The following is an 18,832-nucleotide window of genomic DNA, read 5'->3' as shown; positions in this document are numbered from 1 at the left end:
ATCATTGCCCCTCGGCCGGGTGCAGCGAGGTGCCGGTACGCCCAGCGCGCAGCGACGACCACCAGCTCAGCGGATTGAGCGTCGCGTCGCCATCGAGCGAGAAGGTGACGAACTCTGCGCGACCACCGAGATTCTCGTACGGCACCGGCCCACCGAGCCCGAGCTGGTCCAGCCGGAAACGACTGTCTGCCGATCGATCGCGATTGTCGCCCATCAGGAACACATGATCGGCGGGGATCACCCGCTCGGGGTAATCGTCGCCCTCGCTGTCCGGCTCCAGATCGATGGTGTCGTAATGGCGCCCGTTCGGCAGCGTCTCGGTCACCGTCGGCAGGTGGCAGATCTCCGTCCCGTCGCGTTGCGGCAGGCGCGCACCGGGATATTCCAGCGTCGAGCACGGGCTGTTCGCGTCGACCCGAATGTCGGTGTAGTGAAGCGGCCCGCGCTTGATCGCGACGCCGTTCAGGTACACCACCCCGCCCTTCACCGCGAGCCGATCGCCCGGCAGGCCGATCACGCGCTTGATGTAGTCGTTGCGGGTGCCCGGCGGCGTGACGATGACGACGTCGCCACGGGTCGGCAGGCTGCCGAGCAGCCGCCCCTTGATGAAGGGCAAGCCGACGCTCCAGCTCTCCTCGGGCTGGCGGAGCACCACGCCTTCGAAGATCGCGACCGGATTGGGGATGGTCGGCGATACGAACGACCAGCCATAGGCGAATTTGGAGACCACCAGACGATCGCCGATGCGCAGGCCCGGCAACATCGATTCCGACGGGATGTAGAACGGCTTGGCGATGAAGCTGTGGAAGCCGAGCACGATCAGGACGAGCCAGAAGATGCCCTTGATCTCGCCCCACCAATCGGTGCCCGCGCGCTTCCCCTCGGCCTGCTTCGTCTCGGGCGCTGCCGTGCCCGCCTGTTGTTCGGGCGCCTGATTGCCGTCCAAGACCGCTTCCTTCATTCGTTCGCACCCGTCGCGAGAGGAACCGCTTCGATGATCACGAAGGCCTGCGCCCAGGGATGATCGTCGGTCATGGTCAGATGCACGCGGGCGCCGTGGCCTTGCGGTATCAGCGCGTCAAGCCTTGCCTTCGCGCCGCCGGTCAGCGCCAGCGTCGGCGCGCCGCTGGCGGCATTGACGACGCCGATGTCCTTCATGAACACGCCCGCGCGAAAGCCGGTTCCGACCGCCTTCGAGAATGCTTCCTTTGCGGCGAAACGCTTGGCGAGCGTACCCGCCTTGGTGAACGGGCGCCGGGCGGCCTTGGCGCGCTCGACCTCGGTGAACACGCGGTTCTCGAAGCGGACGCCGAAGCGATCGAGCGACTGCGCGATCCGCTCGATATTACACAGATCGGAGCCCAACCCGATGATCACCTATTCCTCCCCCTTCTGGGGAGGATTTCACGAGGATTACCCACGCGCCGCATCCATGGCGTCGCGCATCTGGCGCACTGCCTCGGCCATGCCGACGAACAGCGCCTCGCCGACCAGGAAGTGGCCAATGTTGAGTTCGCGAACCTGCGGTATCGCGGCGATCGGGCCGACATTGTCGTAGGTCAGGCCGTGCCCCGCGTGCACCTCGATCCCGTTCTTCGCCGCCAGCGCCGCAGCGTCGGACAGCCGCCGTAGCTCCTGCGTGCGGGCTTCCCCGTCGATCTCGGCATAGCGCCCGGTGTGCAACTCCACGACGGGCGCACCCAGCCGGATCGCCGCGTCGATCTGCCGCGCATCGGGCTCCACGAACAGCGAGACGCGGATGCCGGCGGCATTCAGCTCGCGGACCATCGGCGCCAGACGGTCGTGCATTCCCGCCGCGTCCAGCCCGCCCTCGGTGGTGAGTTCCTCGCGCTTTTCGGGCACGATGCACGCCGCGTGCGGGCGATGGCGCAGCGCGATCGCGAGCATCTCGTCGGTCGCGGCCATCTCCAGGTTCAGCGGGATCGGCAATCCGCCCGACAAGCGGGCGATGTCGTCGTCGGTGATATGGCGCCGGTCCTCGCGCAGGTGCGCGGTGATACCGTCCGCTCCCGCTTCGGCCGCGACGAACGCCGCGCGCACCGGATCGGGGTAGCCCGCGCCGCGCGCGTTGCGCACCGTCGCGACGTGATCGATGTTGACGCCTAGACGCAGGTGATCGGTCACGCGCGGCTGCCCGGCTTGATCGCGGGGATCGCAGCGAGTTCGGGCGGCAGCGCGTCGGGCGAATAGGTCGGCACGTCGAGCCTGACGAGCGGGAAGAACGGCACGCCCAAGTCGGCGGTGCCGTTGGACCGGTCGACCAGCGCCGCCGCGGCGACCGTGACCCCGCCCGCTGCCGCGATCGCGGCGATCGCCTCGCGCGATGACAGCCCCGTGGTGACGACATCCTCCATCATCAGCACGCACTGGCCTGGCTCGAGCCGGAACCCGCGGCGCAGGCCGAACACGCCGTCGGGACGTTCGAGGAACATCGCCTCGACTCCGAGCGCGCGCGCCATCTCCTGCCCCGCGATCACCCCACCCATCGCCGGCGACACCACGGCGGAGATCACCGACTTCAGCTCGGCGGGAAGCCGCGCGACCAGCGCCTGCGCCAGCCGCGCCCCGCGCGCCGGGTTCATCAGCACGCGCGCGCACTGGAGATAGCGTCCGCTGCGCAACCCCGACGAGAGGATGAAATGACCCTCGAGCAGCGCATCGGCAGCGCGGAATTCGGCAAGCACGTCGTCGTCGGTCATGCGGACCTCTTCGTCCAGGCAGCGGAGGCCGCCTGATAGAAGGTCGCCCCCTCGCCGCCAAGCAGCGTTCCACGATTCATGCGGACAGGGCGCTTGAGGCCGTGGAAAGCCGCGCGTATAGGCCATCAGCAAAGGGGGACGCTGCCGGCGTCCCGACAAGCCTATCGATGATAGGCACGGGCATCAGAACTGGGGTCACGACACGCATGCGCACGAATTGGTCCAAGAGCGCGGTAAAGGGTATCGCGTTGGCCGCCGGCCTCGCGCTGGCCGGCATGGGAAGCGTCGCCGCGCATGCTCAGACGGCGCCGGTGCAGAATAGCGCGGCGATCGCCGCCGATCCCGCCACCGCGCCGGGCACGGTGAATGCATCGACGCCCGCCAAGGCCGAGAACGACGCGCCGATCGCTCCCGTCGCCAGCATCGGCCAGCCGACCGATGGCCAATACGGCATTCAGCCGCAGGTGACGAAGAACGGCGAGTTCGCGGCGTGGATGCACAACGTCATCCTCGTGCCCCTGATCACGCTGATCTCGCTCTTCGTCCTCGCGCTGCTCATCTACGTGGCGTTGCGGTTCCGCCGCTCGGCCAACCCGATCCCGTCCAAGACCAGCCACAACACCGTCATCGAAGTGATCTGGACGCTGGCGCCGGTGGTGATCCTGGTACTGATCGCGATCCCGTCGATCGGTCTGCTCCAGGCGCAGTTCAAGCCTGCTCCGGCCGGGGCGGTGACGCTGAAGGCGATCGGCAACCAGTGGTATTGGTCGTATCAATATCCCGACAATGGCGGCATCGAGATCACCGCCAACATGCTGAAGGAGCAGGGCGAGGTCGGTCGCGGCGAGCGGTATCGCACCGATGCCGACGGCCCCCGCCTGCTCGCTGCCGACAACCGCATCGTGCTGCCGGTCGGCGTGCCGATCCGCCTGATCACCACGGCGCAGGACGTGATCCATAGCTGGGCGGTCCCCGCCTTCTGGATCAAGCTCGACGCGGTGCCCGGCCGGTTGAACGAGACCAGCTTCACGATCGACAAGCCCGGCGTGTATTTCGGCCAGTGTTCGGAACTGTGCGGCACGCGCCACGCGTTCATGCCGATCGCGGTCGAGGCGGTCCCGCCCGCGCAGTTCGCGGCGTGGATCAAGTCCAAGGGCGGCACCATGCCGACCCCGGGCAAGGCATCGCCCAACGTCATTCCGCAGCCGGGCGCTGACGGCTCCGCCGCGAAGCAGGATGCTGCTTCGGAGGCCGCCACCGCTACCGGTCCGACCGAGAACGCGACGGTCGCCGCCCCCACCATCACGCAAGGTGCATCCGGTAATCCCGGCGGCACCGGCAACGCCGGACAGTAAGCCATGACCGATACCGCCCTCCATCCGTCCGCGTTCCAGGCGCATGCCGATCACGCGCACCACGACGCCGATCACAAGCCCGGCTTCTTCGCGCGTTGGTTCATGTCGACCAACCACAAGGACATCGGCACGCTCTACCTGATCTTCGCCATCGCGGCGGGGATCATCGGCGGCGCGATCTCGGGCCTGATGCGCGCCGAACTCGCGCATCCGGGCATCCAGTATCTGCAAGGCTGGGCGGCGTTCATGCACGGCGGCGAGGCAAGCCTCGATCAGTCGCTGCATCTGTGGAACGTGCTGATCACCGCGCACGGGCTGATCATGGTGTTCTTCATGGTCATGCCGGCGATGATCGGTGGGTTTGGCAACTGGTTCGTGCCGATCATGATCGGTGCGCCCGACATGGCGTTCCCGCGGATGAACAATGTGAGCTTCTGGCTCCTCGTTCCCGCCTTCATCCTGCTGCTGGCCTCGCCCTTCTTCGGTGGCGCCGGCAACGGCTGGACGCTGTACGCGCCGCTGTCGACCTATGGTGAGCCCGGTCCGTCGACCGACATGGCGATCCTGTCGCTCCACCTCGCGGGCGCCTCGTCGATCCTCGGCGCGATCAACTTCATCACCACCATCTTCAACATGCGCGCGCCGGGCATGACGCTGCACAAGATGCCGCTGTTCGTGTGGTCGGTGCTGGTCACCGCATTCCTGCTGCTGCTGGCGCTGCCGGTGCTCGCCGCGGCGATCACCATGCTGCTTACCGATCGCAACTTCGGGACGACCTTCTTCGACCCCGCTGGCGGCGGCGATCCGATCCTTTATCAGCATCTGTTCTGGTTCTTCGGCCACCCCGAAGTCTACATCATGATCCTGCCGGGCTTCGGCATCGTCAGCCAGATCATCGCAACGTTCAGCCGCAAGCCCGTCTTCGGTTATCTCGGCATGGCCTATGCCATGGTCGCGATCGGCGTCGTCGGCTTCGTGGTGTGGGCGCACCACATGTTCGCGACCGGCCTCAGCGTGAACGTGAAGATGTACTTCACCGCCGCGACGATGGTGATCGCGGTGCCGACCGGCATCAAGATCTTCTCGTGGATCGCGACGATGTGGGGCGGCTCGCTATCATTCAAGACGCCGATGGTGTGGGCGATCGGGTTCATCTTCATGTTCACGGTCGGCGGCGTGACCGGCGTGGTGCTCGCCAACGGCGGCATCGACGACTACATGCATGACACCTATTATGTGGTCGCGCATTTCCACTATGTGCTGTCGCTCGGTGCGGTGTTCTCGCTGTTCGCCGGCTTCTATTATTGGTTCCCGAAGATGTCGGGCAAGATGTACAACGAACTGCTCGGCCAGGTGCATTTCTGGCTGTTCTTCGTCGGCGTGAACATCCTGTTCTTCCCGATGCACTTCCTGGGCCTCCAGGGCATGCCGCGGCGCTACCCCGACTATCCTGACGCTTTTGCCTATTGGAACGCGTTTGCGAGCCACGGCTACGAGATCATGGCGCTGAGCATGGTGGTGTTCTTCGTCAACCTGATCTGGTCGCTCGTCGCGGGCAAGCCGGCAGGCGACAACCCCTACGGCGAAGGCGCGACGACGCTCGAATGGACGCTGTCGAGCCCCCCGCCCTACCACCAGTTCGAGACGCTGCCGAAGATCGACTGAGGCAGGTCGCCATCGCCAAACCACAGAACGCCTCGACGAAAGTCGGGGCGTTTTCGTTTGTTCATCTGGATGAAGACTTCGGCGAGGTTGGAAGCCGAGGCAATTCGCTGGATGTCGTGTCAGCCTTCTGTTTCCTGCGCGCCAACTGGGCCCGGCTTTCGCCAAGATTCGCTGCGTGATGCGACTTAGGGTCGTTCGCGAACAGGTTTGCTCTCCCTTCCCCTTAAGGAGTGCGGGGTCGTTGTGCTCCCAGCACAAACTGAAATTGCCGGGGGCAATTTTACCCCGCACTGGGCTGAGGAAGGGGCTCATCCGCGAGCGACACCATAGCGGCACTACCCCACCCCAACCCAGTGCCGGGTCGGTCAGGCCCCCGGCCTGACCTAAACCGCGCGGGGCGGTTCACCCGGCACTCCTGAAGGGGAGGGGCTATGGCGTATCAACTTGGTCGCGAATGACTCTAGGTCGTTAGGCGCCGGAGGTACTCCGGGGTGATGGGTCAGATCGCCACCGGCGCGCCCAAACCGCGCTCGCCCGATATTTCACGGTGACTTTCCGCCGCCCCTGTCGTCTAACCCGCGGACCCTCCATCATGCCGGATCGACCGTGATCGCCACCAATGCTGCCGCAACGCCGACCGACCCCCTTGCAGATCGCATCCTCGACGCGCTGATCCACCGGATCGGCAAGGACCGCGATGCTGCGCGGCCGCATGACTGGCTCGCGGCGACGATCCTGACGATCCGCGACGAGATCATCGACCGCTGGATGGACTCCACCAAGGCGGCGCATGCCGCGGGGGCGAAGCGGGTCTACTATCTCAGCCTCGAATTCCTGATCGGGCGACTGTTGCGCGATGCGCTGTCGAACCTCGGGCACAACGATGCAGTCCGCGACGCGCTGGCAACGCTCGGCGTCGACCTCGTCGCGATCGAGGAGATCGAGCCCGATGCCGCCCTTGGTAATGGCGGGCTCGGGCGGCTGGCGGCGTGCTTCATGGAGAGCCTCGCCAGCCTGGAGCTGCCCGCGTACGGCTATGGCATTCGATACGTGAATGGCATGTTCCGCCAGCGGATCGACGACGGCTGGCAGATGGAGCTGCCCGAAACCTGGCTCTCTCACGGCAACCCTTGGGAGTTCGAGCGGCGCGAGAGCGCGTATTTCGTGGGCTTCGGCGGCGAGGTGATCGCCCATGAGAATGGTCAGGTGCATTGGAGCCCGGCCGAGGCGGTCGAGGCTGTCGCGGTCGATACGCCCGTGGTCGGCTGGCGCGGCCGGCGGGTCAACACGCTGCGGCTGTGGACCGCCAAGGCGTTCGATCCGATCAAGCTCGACAAGTTCAACGAAGGCGATTTCCAAGGCGCGCTATCCGGGCAGATGCGCGCGGAGACGCTGACGCGGGTGCTCTACCCCAATGACTCCACGCCGGCCGGGCAGGAGTTGCGACTGCGGCAGGAGTATTTCTTCTCGTCGGCGTCGATCCAGGACATCGTCCGCCGCCACGTCCAATATTTCGGCGATATCGCGACGCTGCCGGACAAGGCCGCGATCCAGCTGAACGACACTCACCCGGCGGTGTCGGTCGCCGAACTGATGCGGCTGCTGACTGATCATCACGATATGGCGTTCGACGCCGCGTGGGATCTGACGCGGCGAACCTTCGGCTATACCAATCACACGCTGCTGCCCGAAGCGCTGGAGAGCTGGCCGCTGCCTTTGTTCGAACGCCTGCTGCCGCGGCACATGCAGATCGTCTACGCGATCAACGCCAAGCTGCTGCGCGAGGCGCGGGCCAACGCCGACATCGATGATCGCGCGGTCGCCGCGATCAGCCTGATCGAGGAAGGCGGCGAGCGCCGCGTGCGGATGGCGAATCTTGCCTTCGCCGGTTCGCACAGCGTCAACGGCGTGGCGGCGCTGCACACCGCGCTGATGAAGCAGACGGTATTCGCCGATCTCCACCGGATGTATCCGGATCGGATCAACAACAAGACCAACGGCATCACGCCACGCCGTTGGCTGCAGCAGTGCAATCCGGGGCTGACCACGCTGATCCGGGAGGCGATCGGCGATGCGTTCTGCGACGATGCCGAAAAACTGCCTGCGCTCGCCGCTCATGCCGACGACGCCGCGTTCCGGGAGCGTTTTGCCGCGGTGAAGCGTTCGAACAAGGTGGCACTGGCGGGACATATCAAGGACAGCATGGGCTTGCGGCTCGATCCCGACGCGTTGTTCGACGTCCAGATCAAGCGGATCCACGAATATAAGCGGCAGTTGCTCAACATCGTCGAGACGGTGGCACTGTACGACCAGATACGTAGCCACCCCGAACGTGACTGGACGCCGCGGGTAAAGCTGTTCGCCGGCAAGGCAGCATCGAGTTACCACAACGCGAAATTGATCATCAAACTCGCCAATGACGTGGCACGGCGGATCAATGCGGACCCGTCGGTCGGCGACCTGCTGAAGGCCGCGTTCATCCCCAATTACAATGTGTCGCTGGCCGAGAAGATCATCCCCGCCGCTGACCTGTCGGAGCAGATCTCGACTGCGGGCATGGAGGCATCGGGCACCGGCAACATGAAGTTCGCGCTGAACGGCGCGCTTACGATCGGCACGCTCGACGGCGCCAATATCGAGATCAAGGACCGGGTCGGCGACGATCACATCTTCATCTTTGGCATGACCGCGGACGAGGTCGCCGCCAAGCGCGCCGACGGATACCACCCGCGCGACGTCATCGACGCTTCACCCGAACTGGCCCAAGCGCTGGCGGCGATCGCATCGGGCGTATTCTCGCCCGACGATCCCAAGCGGTACGAGGGACTGGTGGCGGGACTGTACGACCATGACTGGTTCATGGTCGCCGCCGACTTCGACGCCTTCGCGGCTTCGCAACGGGCGGTCGATGCGCGGTGGCAGGACCGGGCGGCATGGACCCGGTCGACGATCCATAATGTCGCCAATGTCGGGTGGTTTTCGTCCGACCGGACCATCCGCGACTATGCGCGCGAGATCTGGGGCGTGATGTGAAACCGCCCGAAGGCGCCCTGAAGGCCCTGCTCGAGGGGCGTCACGACGATCCGTTCTCGTTGCTGGGTGTCTTCGCCGGCCCACAGGGCGCATTCGCGCGCGCGTGGATCCCCGGCGCGGACCGGATCGAGGCGCATGACCTGCAAGGTACATCGCTCGGCACGCTGGAACGGATCGACGCACGGGGGCTGTTCGAAGGCGCGATCGCAGGCGATCCGCAGCCGGTCCGCTATCGGGCGCAGGGTGGCGGTGCGGAATGGTGGGTAACCGATCCGTATAGCTTCGGCCCGGTGCTCGGCCCGGTCGACGACGTGCTGATGGCGCAGGGCACGCATATGCGGCTCTACGACAAGATGGGCGCGCACCCGATCGATCACGAAGGTGCGAGCGGCGTGCACTTCGCGGTGTGGGCCCCGAATGCGCGGCGCGTGTCGGTGGTCGGCGACTTCAACGACTGGGACGGGCGCCGCCACATGATGCGCCGCCGCGGCGATGTCGGGGTATGGGAGATCTTCGTTCCCGACATCGGCGAGGGCAAGGCGTACAAGTTCGAGATCGTCGGCGCGGACGGCGTCGTGCAACCGTTGAAGGCGGACCCGTTCGCGTTCGCGAGCGAGCTTCGCCCCGCGACCGCATCGCGCACCACCCTGCCCGCGGCGCATGTCTGGGGCGACGACGATCACCGCACGCACTGGGCCTCGGTCGATCCCCGGCGCGTGCCGATGAGCATCTACGAGGTCCATGCCGGATCCTGGGACCGCGACGAGAACGACTGGTTCCTGACCTGGGACGCCTTGGCCGATCGGCTGATCCCCTATGTCGTCGACATGGGCTTCACGCATATCGAGTTCATGCCGATCAGCGAGCACCCCTATGATCCGAGCTGGGGGTATCAGACTACCGGCCTGTATGCGCCGTCGGCACGGTTCGGGGATCACGACGGCTTTGCGCGCTTCGTCGATGGCGCGCACCGGGCAGGCATCGGCGTACTGCTCGACTGGGTGCCCGCGCATTTCCCGACCGACAGCTTCGGGCTGGCGAAGTTCGACGGCACTGCGCTGTACGAACATGAGGACCCGCGGCTCGGCTTCCACCCCGACTGGAACACCGCGATCTACAATTTCGGGCGCCGGGAGGTCGAAAGCTTCCTCGTCAACAATGCGCTATTCTGGCCGGAACGCTACCATGTCGACGGCCTCAGGGTCGATGCGGTCGCGTCGATGCTGTACCGCGATTACAGCCGCAAGGCGGGCGAGTGGATCCCCAACGAAGGCGGCGGCCGGGAGAATTGGGAAGCGGTCGAGTTCCTGCGCGCGATGAACAAGGCGGTATACCGCGAGCATCCCGGCGTGTTCACGATCGCCGAGGAATCGACCAGCTGGCCCGGCGTGTCGCGCCCGGCGCACGAGGACGGCTTGGGCTTCGGCTTCAAGTGGAACATGGGCTGGATGCACGACACGCTCCAATATTTCGCGCGCGAGCCCGTCCACCGCCAGCATCACCATGCCGAGATTACCTTCGGGCTGGTCTACGCGTTCGACGAGAACTTCGTCTTGCCGCTGAGCCATGACGAAGTGGTGCACGGCAAAGGGTCGCTGCTGACCAAGATGGCGGGCGACGACTGGCAGCAATTCGCCAATCTGCGCAGCTATTACGCGTTCATGTGGGGCTACCCCGGCAAGAAGCTGCTGTTTATGGGACAGGAGTTCGCACAGCGCCGGGAGTGGAGCGAAGCGCGTGCGCTCGATTGGGACCTGCGCGGCAGTTCGGCGCATGAGGGCGTGCGCAAGCTCGTTCGCGATCTCAACCGCGTCTACCGCGAACATCCGGCGCTACACGCGCGCGATTGCGAGGGGGAAGGCTTCGAATGGCTGATCGGCGACGATGCCGCCAATTCGGTGTTTGCCTGGGTCCGCAAGGCACCGGGCGAGAAGCCGGTGGTGGTGATCGCCAACCTGACGCCGGTTGCGCGAGCGCCGTACCGGGTGCCGATGCCGCACGACGGGCGGTGGTGCGAGATCCTTAATTCGGATGCGCTCGCCTATTGGGGATCGGGGTGCGGCAATCTCGGCTGGGTCGAGGCGAAGGACGGGGCGGCGTGGGTGACGCTGCCGCCGCTCGCCACGATCATGCTCGAGTTCGAAGGATGAGGAGCCGCAACGACCGCCGAGAGTTCGACCGACAGCAACGATAAGCGCAGGAGACACGAGGATGGATCACAGAAAGGGACAACCGCTCGCACGCGACGCGATGGCCTATGTGCTCGCCGGCGGACGCGGCAGCCGCCTCGCCGAGCTGACCGACACCCGCGCCAAGCCCGCGGTGTATTTCGGCGGCAAGAGCCGGATCATCGATTTCGCGCTGTCGAACGCGCTCAACAGCGGCATCCGCCGGATCGGCGTCGCGACCCAGTACAAGGCGCATTCGCTGATCCGCCATCTCCAAGCCGGGTGGAACTTCCTGCGTACCGAACGCAACGAAAGCTTCGACATCCTGCCCGCGTCGCAGCGCGTGTCGGAGCATCAATGGTATGAGGGCACCGCCGACGCGGTGTTCCAGAACATCGACATCATCGAGAGCCACGGTCCCGAGTTCATGGTCATCCTCGCGGGCGACCATATCTACAAGATGGACTATGAGATCATGCTCCAGCAGCATTGCGACAGTGGCGCCGACGTCACCGTCGCGTGCATGGAAGTGCCGCGGATGGAGGCGGTGGCGTTCGGCGTGATGCATGTCGACGAGCAGGACCGGATCATCGATTTCGTCGAGAAGCCCGCCGATCCGCCAGCCATCCCGGGCAGCCCCGACACCGCGCTCGCCAGCCTCGGCATCTATGTTTTCAAGACCAAGCTGCTGATCGAGCAGCTCCGCCGCGACGCCGCGACGGAAGGGTCGAACCGCGACTTCGGCAAGGACCTGATCCCATGGCTGGTCAAGAACGGCCGCGCGCAGGCGCACCGTTTCGCGGCGTCGTGCGTGCGATCGACCGAGGAGCCCGGCGCGTACTGGCGCGACGTCGGCACGGTGGACGCGTATTGGGCGGCGAACCTCGACCTGACCGACGTGGTGCCCGAGCTCGACCTGTACGATCGCAGCTGGCCGCTCTGGACCTATTCGGAGATCACCCCGCCCGCCAAGTTCGTCCATGACATCGACGGTCGCCGGGGGTCTGCGGTGGCGAGCCTGGTATCGGGAGACTGCATCGTGTCGGGCGCGTCGATTCATCGCAGCCTGTTGTTCACCGGCGTGCGCGCGCACAGCTTCGCGATGCTCGACGAAGCGGTGGTGCTGCCGCATTGCCATATCGGCAGAGGGTCGCGGCTGCGCCGGGTGGTGATCGACCGCGGCGTCGTGATCCCCGACGGGCTGGTGGTCGGGGACGATCCGCTGGTGGACGCGCAACGCTTTCGCCGGACGGAGAAGGGTATCTGCCTGATCACCCAGCCGATGATCGACCGTCTGGACCTTTGATGGGGTCGGCTGAGCTTCGGTGCTCCTGCGAACGCAGGCGCCCAGGGTTGCGGGCGTGGGCGTTCGTGGCTCTGGGTTCCTGCGTTCGCAGGAACACGGGTGATGACGGAGCAACGAAGGTATGACCCGCGTCCTGTCGGTCGCGTCGGAGGCGTTTCCGCTCGTGAAGACCGGTGGCCTTGCGGACGTCGTCGGCGCACTGCCGGCGGCGTTGGCGGAGCATGGCGTCGAGACGACGACGTTGCTGCCCGCCTATCCGGCACTTGCCGACCTGACGAAGGGCGCGAAGGTCGTACATCGCTGGCGCGACCTGATGGGCGCAGAGGCAAGGCTGCTGGCGGGGACGATCGCGGGGCATCCGCTGCTGATGCTCGATGCGCCGCTGCTGTTCGCGCGGATCGGCGGGCTTTACGACCATGCGGACGACTGGCGCCGGTTCGCCGCGCTGGGCCGCGCCGCCGCCGATCTGGCATCGGGCGTGGTGAAGGGTCGGGCGTTCGACATCCTTCACGCGCATGACTGGCAGGCGGCGATGGCACCCGCGTATCTCCGCTACGCGCCGGGTCCGGGCACGCGCGCCCGGACCGTCATGACGGTGCACAACATCGCATTTCAGGGTCGTTTCGATGCCGCCGTATTCGCCGGGCTTGGCTTGCCGGCAGAGGCATGGGCGGTCGACGGGGTCGAGTACTATGGCGGCGTCGGCTTTCTGAAGGCGGGACTTGAGGCCGCCGACGCGATCACCACGGTCAGCCCGACCTACGCAGCCGAGATTCGCGAAGGCCGGTTCGGCATGGGGCTCGAGGGATTGATCAACGTCCGCCGTGCGCGGGTGACCGGGATCGTCAACGGGATCGATCCGGCAGTCTGGAACCCGCAGACCGACGCCGCGCTGCCGCGGTGCTATTCGGCGACGACGCTGGCGGGCCGCACGGTGAACAAGCGCGCGGTCGAGAAGATGTTCGCGCTGGACAGCGGCGACGGGCCGATTTTCACGGTGGTCAGCCGGCTTACCTGGCAGAAGGGCATGGACGTGCTCGTCGAATGCCTCGACGATCTGGTCGCGCTTGGCGGGCGGCTGGCGTTGCTGGGATCGAGCGATGCGGCGCTGGAGCAGGCGTTCCTCGCCGCGGCGGCGCGGCATCCGGGGCGGATCGGCGTGACGATCGGCTATGACGAGGCTCTGTCGCATCTGCTGCAGGGCGGTGCCGACGCGATCCTGATCCCCTCGCGGTTCGAGCCGTGCGGGCTCACCCAGCTTTACGGGCTCGCTTATGGTTGCGTCCCCGTGGTGGCGCGGACCGGCGGGCTTGCCGACACCGTCATCGACGCCAACGAAGCCGCACTGGCCGCGGGTGTCGCGACCGGGTTCCAACTGGGCGAGGCGGGCTATCAAAGCCTGTCGCACGCAATCCGTCGCGCGATCGACGCCTATGCCGATCCGGCGATCTGGTCCGCGTTGCAGCAGAACGGCATGCGCGCGGACTTTTCCTGGCGGCAAAGCGGCCGCCGCTACGCCGACCTCTACGCAAGTCTCGAAGGACAATCATGATCACGACCGTGCAGACCAGCCCTTTCGACGACCAGAAGCCCGGCACCTCGGGCCTGCGCAAGAAGGTCCGCGTCTTCCAGCAGCCGAACTATGCGGAGAATTTCATCCAGTCGGTGTTCGACGCGATCGACGGCAAGGACGGCGCGACGCTGGTGATCGGCGGCGACGGCCGGTTCCTAAACCGTGAGGTCATCCAGAAGGCGATCCGGATGGCCGCGGCGAACGGCTTCGCGCGGGTCGTGGTCGGGCGTGGCGGCATCCTGTCGACCCCGGCGGCAAGCAACATGATCCGTATCCGCGGCGCGATCGGCGGGCTGGTGCTGTCGGCGAGCCACAATCCCGGCGGACCCGACGAGGATTTCGGGATCAAGTACAATATCGAGAATGGTGGCCCTGCGCCCGAGGCGATCACCGAGGCGATCTACCAGCGCAGCCGCACGATCGACGAATGGCGGACGATCGAAGGGCCTGCCATCGACCTGGACGGCGACGGCGAGACCAAGGTCGGCGACATGGTGGTCGAGATCGTCGATCCAGTCGCGGATTACGCAGCGCTGATGGAAAAGCTGTTCGACTTCGCGGCGATCCGCGGATCCGGCCTGACCATGGCGTTCGATGCGATGAGCGCGGTGACGGGGCCTTATGCGACCGAGATCCTGGAACGGCGGCTCGGCTTTCCCGCGGGAACTGTGCGCAACGGCACGCCGCTGGAGGATTTCGGCGGGCATCATCCGGACCCCAACCTCGTCCATGCGCACGAGCTGTACGCGACGATGATGGCCCCCGACGCGCCCGATTTCGGTGCGGCGTCGGACGGCGACGGCGACCGCAACCTGATCATCGGCAAGGGGCGGTTCGTGACGCCGTCGGACAGCCTGGCGATGCTCGCGGCCAATGCGCACCTCGCGCCCGGCTATAGGGACGGGTTGAAGGGGATCGCGCGGTCGATGCCAACCAGCGCGGCGGCGGATCGGGTTGCGGCGAAGCTCGGCATCGCGGCGTTCGAGACACCGACGGGATGGAAGTTCTTCGGCAATCTGCTCGATGCCGGTCTGGCGACGATCTGCGGCGAGGAGAGCGCGGGGACCGGTTCCGATCACGTCCGCGAGAAGGACGGGCTGTGGGCGATCCTGTTGTGGCTCAACATCCTCGCGGTTCGCGGCCAATCGGTCGATGCGATCGCGCGCGATCACTGGGCAACCTATGGCCGCAATTACTATGCGCGGCACGATTATGAAGGTGTGGAGAGCGAGCGGGCGGATGCGCTGATGGCGGAACTACGCGGGTCGCTGGCGACGCTGCCCGGCAAGCGGTTCGGCAATCTCGTCGTCGAACGAGCTGACGATTTCGCGTATCATGACTCCACTGACGGATCGGTCAGCGCCAACCAGGGCGTGCGGGTGTTGTTCGAGGGCGGCAGCCGTGTCGTATTCCGCCTGTCGGGAACGGGCACCAGCGGCGCGACGCTGCGGGTGTATCTGGAGCGGTACGACGCGGAAGACCTCGACCGCGATACCGGCGAGATGCTTGCGACGATCGTCGCTGCGGCGGACGAGATCGCGGGCATCGTCCGCCACACCGGGCGCACGGCGCCGGACGTCATCACGTGACATCGACCGCGCCGCTCGGCGCGACGGTGATCGATGACGGCACCCGGTACGCGGTGCGAGCGGCGGGGCCGGTGACTTTGTGCCTGTTCGATGGCGAGGTCGAGCGGCGGGTGGCGATGGCGGGGGCCGACGGGATCTGGTCGGTGGAGGTTGCGGGGGTCGGGGCCGGGCAGCGTTACGGGTTCCGGGCGGCGGCTGATCCGGCGAAGTTGCTGGTCGATCCCTATGCTGTCGAGCTGGACCGGGCTTTTCGGTATGATCCGGCGTTAGGCGCACCGGGTGTGGAGACGGCGCACCTCGTGCCGAGGGCGATCGTTCAGCCTCGTTCCCCGGCGAAGGCCGGGGCCCAGTTGGGAGACGTCAGCGATGGACCGCTGGAACCTGTCGACCTGGGCCCCGGCCTTCGCCGGGGTGGCGAGGGAAGCGGATGGGGGGCAGCCCCTCCCCTCTTTCGACCCGGCGGGCTCGTCTACGAACTGAACGTGCGCGGGTTCACGATGCTGCACCCCGACGTCCCCGCAGCACAGCGCGGCACGATCGCGGCGCTGGCCCACCCCACGGTCATCGCGCATCTGCGCAAGCTGCGGGTGGCGGCGGTCGAATTGATGCCGATCGTCGCGTGGATCGACGAGCGTCACCTGCCCGCGCTCGGACTGAGCAACGCCTGGGGCTATAATCCGGTCGTGCCGATGGCGCTGGACCCGCGGCTCGCGCCCGGCGGGGCCGCCGAACTGCGCGAGACGGTGGCGGCGTTGCGCGAGGCGGGCATCGGCGTGATCCTCGACCTCGTGTTCAATCATACCGGCGAGAGCGACCGGGATGGGCCGACGCTGTCGATGCGCGGGTTGGACGAGGCGCTCTATTATGCGCACGCGCCCGATGGGACGCTGATCAACGACACCGGCACCGGCAACACGCTGGATTGCAGCAGGCCCGAGGTTCGCGCGCTGATCCTCGACAGCCTGCGTCACTTCGCGGCGATCGGGGTCGACGGCTTCCGGTTCGACCTGGCGCCGATCCTGGCGCGGGGGCCGGGGTTCGATCGCGACGCGCCGATCTTCGCCGAGATCGCGGCCGATCCGTTGCTGTCTACGCGGGTGATGATCGCGGAGCCGTGGGACATTGGGCCGGGGGGCTATCAGCTCGGCAACTTCCCCGAAGGCTGGCTGGAATGGAACGACCACTACCGCGACGACGTGCGCCGGTTCTGGCGGGGCGACGGATCCGCCGGCGCGCTGGCGACGCGGCTGGCGGGATCGTCCGACGTGTTCGGCGGCGGGGCGACGCGGACGATCAACTTCGTCGCGGCGCATGACGGTTTCACGCTCGCCGACACCGTCGCGTACGAAGGGCGACACAACCATGCCAATGGCGAGGACAATCGCGACGGGCACGGCGACAACCAGTCCTGGAACGGCGGTGTCGAAGGGCCGACCGACGACCCCGCGATCCTGGCGCGGCGCGACCGCGATCGACGCGCGCTGCTCGGCACGTTGTTCGCGTCGACCGGCACGATCATGCTGACCGCGGGCGACGAGTTCGGGCGGAGCCAAGGCGGCAACAACAACGCCTATGCGCAGGATAATGCGATCGGCTGGATCGACTGGGTGGCGCGGGATGTGGCGCTGGAGGATCACGTCGCGGATCTCGCGCGACTGCGCTGCGATGCGGGTCTGGATGCGGTAGAATTTCCCGCGGCGGACTGGCTCACGCTGGATGGCCGGACGATGACGTCGGACGACTGGGCAGGCGCATCGGGGTTCGAGGTGCGCCTGCCCCGCGGACGCATCATCGTCGATCGTACCGCGACGCGGGTCGCGATCGAGCCTCGCTAGGTAACGGCCTTGGCCCAGTATTCGTCGCGTAGCAGGCGCTTGTAGAGCTTGCCGGTCTCGTGGCGGGGCAGTGCATCGCGGAAGTCGATGCGGCGTGGCGCCTTTACGTGGCTGAGGTTGCCGCGGGCGAAGGCGATCAGGTCGGCGGCGAGCGCTTTGCCGGCCTGGGACGGATCGCGCGGCTGGACGATCGCGACGACCTCCTCGCCCATCTCGTCGTGCGGCGCGCCGATCACCGCGACGTCGGCGACCTCCGGGTGGGTGACCAGCAAATTCTCGATCTCGGCGGGGTAGATGTTGACCCCGCCCGAGATGATCATGAAGCTCTTGCGGTCGGTGAGGTAGAGATAGCCGTCCTCGTCGACCCAGCCGACATCGCCGAGCGTCGTCCAGCCATGGGCGTTAGCGGCTTCAGCGGTCTTGGCGGGATCCTTGTGATATTCGAACACGCCCCCGCCCGCGAAGAACACGGTGCCTTCGGTGCGGGGCGGCAGTTCCTGGCCGTCGTCGTCGCAGATCCTGGTCTGCGCGGTCAGGTTGCGGCCGACCGAGCCGCGATGCGTCAGCCATTCCTGGGCAGAGATCGCGCAGAAGCCGTTGCCCTCGGTGCCCGCATAATATTCGCCGACGATCGGACCCCACCAGTCGATCATCGCCTGCTTGATCGGGATCGGGCACGGCGCGGCGGCGTGCCAGACCGCGCGGAGCGACGACATGTCGTAGCGTGCGCGGGTCTCGGCGGGGAGCTTCAGCATGCGGATGAAGTGGGTCGGCACCCACTGCGCATGCGTGATCCGGTAGCGTTCGATGCAGGCGAGCGCCTGTTCGGGGTCGAAATGCTCCATCACCACGACGGTGCCGCCGATCTGGTGCACCGCCATCGACCAGCGCAGCGGCGCGGCGTGGTAGAGGGGTGCCGGCGAGAGGTAGATCATGTCGGCGTCGAAGGCGTAGAGCGCCTTACCGAGCATCACGAGCGGCGAGACGTTGGTGCCGAACGGCTCGACGGGGAGCGCGTGCTTGACGCCCTTCGGCTTGCCAGTGGTGCCCGAGGAATAGAGCATGATCGATCCGGGGGTCGGATCGGGAAACCGCGTGTCGGGCATCGCATCGCGCGCGGCTTCGTAGCTGCGATAGCCGGGGATCGTGCCGTCGCACATCAACAGCGCGATGTCGGCAAGCCGCGGGACGAGCAGCGCGGCGCAGTCGCCGATGCCGGTGCTGGCGATCAGGACGCGGCAGTCGCCGTCGCGGATGATGTATTCGGCCTCGGCGACGCTGAGTTTCGAGGACAAACAGGTGCAATAGACCCCGGTGCGCTCGGCCGCCCAGAGGATCTCGAGATAGCGGGCCGAATTGTCCATCATGATCGCGACGCCGTCGCCGCGCGCGAGGCCCAGCGAGCGGAGCAGGTGCGCGCCACGATCGGCACGGCGGTCGAGCTCGCGATAGGTCACGGTCTCACCGGTCGCGGCCATGATGTAGGCGGGCTTGTCGGGATGGGTCGCCGCGTGACGTACCGGATGCATGCCGCTCTCTCCCGACGGCGGCTTTACCGCCGCTCGTTTCCGGCATAACATTCGTTATG

Annotated in this window: 13 protein-coding genes; 8 read left to right on the top strand and 5 right to left on the bottom strand. The window is 66.6% G+C overall.

The window, feature by feature from the left end:
• Position 1: 1 nt before the first annotated feature.
• The 4 genes from lepB to pyrE are packed head-to-tail and all read right to left on the bottom strand — an operon-like array spanning position 2 to position 2,720.
• Complete coding sequence (lepB, locus tag ACFE77_RS08225; RefSeq protein ID WP_375421150.1) at positions 2-961, bottom strand: signal peptidase I; 960 nt, start codon at positions 959-961, stop codon at positions 2-4.
• The gene (gene acpS / locus ACFE77_RS08220; protein WP_375421149.1) at positions 958-1,377 is read right to left on the bottom strand and encodes a holo-ACP synthase; all 420 of its coding nucleotides are present in this window, start codon (positions 1,375-1,377) and stop codon (positions 958-960) included. Before acpS ends, lepB begins: the two co-directional genes overlap by 4 nt.
• A 36-nt stretch (positions 1,378-1,413) precedes the next feature.
• Positions 1,414-2,145 (bottom strand): pyridoxine 5'-phosphate synthase, encoded by a 732-nt coding sequence (locus tag ACFE77_RS08215; protein ID WP_375421148.1) that lies wholly within the window; start codon positions 2,143-2,145, stop codon positions 1,414-1,416.
• On the bottom strand, positions 2,142-2,720 hold the full coding sequence (gene pyrE, locus ACFE77_RS08210) for an orotate phosphoribosyltransferase (protein ID WP_375421147.1): 579 nt from the start codon (positions 2,718-2,720) through the stop codon (positions 2,142-2,144). Before pyrE ends, ACFE77_RS08215 begins: the two co-directional genes overlap by 4 nt.
• A 206-nt stretch (positions 2,721-2,926) precedes the next feature.
• Here pyrE and coxB point away from each other — a divergent pair, with 206 nt between their 5' ends.
• The 8 genes from coxB (at position 2,927) to ACFE77_RS08170 (ending at position 17,244) form a co-directional block, all read left to right on the top strand.
• Positions 2,927-4,075, top strand: coding sequence for a cytochrome c oxidase subunit II (gene coxB, locus ACFE77_RS08205; RefSeq protein ID WP_375421146.1), 1,149 nt, complete (start codon positions 2,927-2,929; stop codon positions 4,073-4,075).
• A gap of 3 nt (positions 4,076-4,078) precedes the next feature.
• Positions 4,079-5,740 carry a cytochrome c oxidase subunit I gene (ctaD, locus tag ACFE77_RS08200; protein WP_375421145.1) on the top strand — a complete coding sequence of 554 codons (1,662 nt, stop codon included), beginning with the start codon at positions 4,079-4,081 and terminating at the stop codon, positions 5,738-5,740.
• Between the two features lie 606 nt (positions 5,741-6,346).
• A complete protein-coding gene (locus ACFE77_RS08195; protein WP_375421144.1) occupies positions 6,347-8,773 on the top strand; it encodes a glycogen/starch/alpha-glucan phosphorylase in 2,427 nt (808 codons plus the stop codon).
• Entirely contained in the window at positions 8,770-10,923 is a 2,154-nt protein-coding gene (glgB, locus tag ACFE77_RS08190) for a 1,4-alpha-glucan branching protein GlgB (protein WP_375421143.1), read from the top strand. The genes ACFE77_RS08195 and glgB overlap by 4 nt, the downstream gene beginning before the upstream one ends.
• 61 nt (positions 10,924-10,984) lie before the next feature.
• On the top strand, positions 10,985-12,247 hold the full coding sequence (glgC, locus tag ACFE77_RS08185) for a glucose-1-phosphate adenylyltransferase (RefSeq protein WP_375421142.1): 1,263 nt from the start codon (positions 10,985-10,987) through the stop codon (positions 12,245-12,247).
• A 121-nt stretch (positions 12,248-12,368) separates the two neighbouring features.
• Positions 12,369-13,799 (top strand): glycogen synthase GlgA, encoded by a 1,431-nt coding sequence (glgA, locus tag ACFE77_RS08180; RefSeq protein WP_375421141.1) that lies wholly within the window; start codon positions 12,369-12,371, stop codon positions 13,797-13,799.
• Positions 13,796-15,409: an alpha-D-glucose phosphate-specific phosphoglucomutase gene (locus ACFE77_RS08175; RefSeq protein WP_375421140.1), complete on the top strand. Its 1,614-nt coding sequence runs from the start codon at positions 13,796-13,798 to the stop codon at positions 15,407-15,409. The genes glgA and ACFE77_RS08175 overlap by 4 nt, the downstream gene beginning before the upstream one ends.
• A complete protein-coding gene (locus tag ACFE77_RS08170) occupies positions 15,406-17,244 on the top strand; it encodes a glycogen debranching protein (RefSeq protein ID WP_375421139.1) in 1,839 nt (612 codons plus the stop codon). The genes ACFE77_RS08175 and ACFE77_RS08170 overlap by 4 nt, the downstream gene beginning before the upstream one ends.
• Here ACFE77_RS08170 and ACFE77_RS08165 read toward each other — a convergent pair.
• The gene (locus ACFE77_RS08165) at positions 17,241-18,773 is read right to left on the bottom strand and encodes an acyl-CoA synthetase (RefSeq protein ID WP_375421138.1); all 1,533 of its coding nucleotides are present in this window, start codon (positions 18,771-18,773) and stop codon (positions 17,241-17,243) included. The two genes, ACFE77_RS08170 and ACFE77_RS08165, sit on opposite strands and share 4 nt — an antisense overlap.
• Positions 18,774-18,832 lie beyond the last annotated feature (59 nt).

This window comes from uncultured Sphingomonas sp. (genome assembly GCF_964243315.1).
Taxonomy (GTDB): domain Bacteria; phylum Pseudomonadota; class Alphaproteobacteria; order Sphingomonadales; family Sphingomonadaceae; genus Sphingomonas.
Note: the sequence above shows the minus strand (reverse complement) of the source record. Positions and strands in the feature narration are given on the sequence as shown.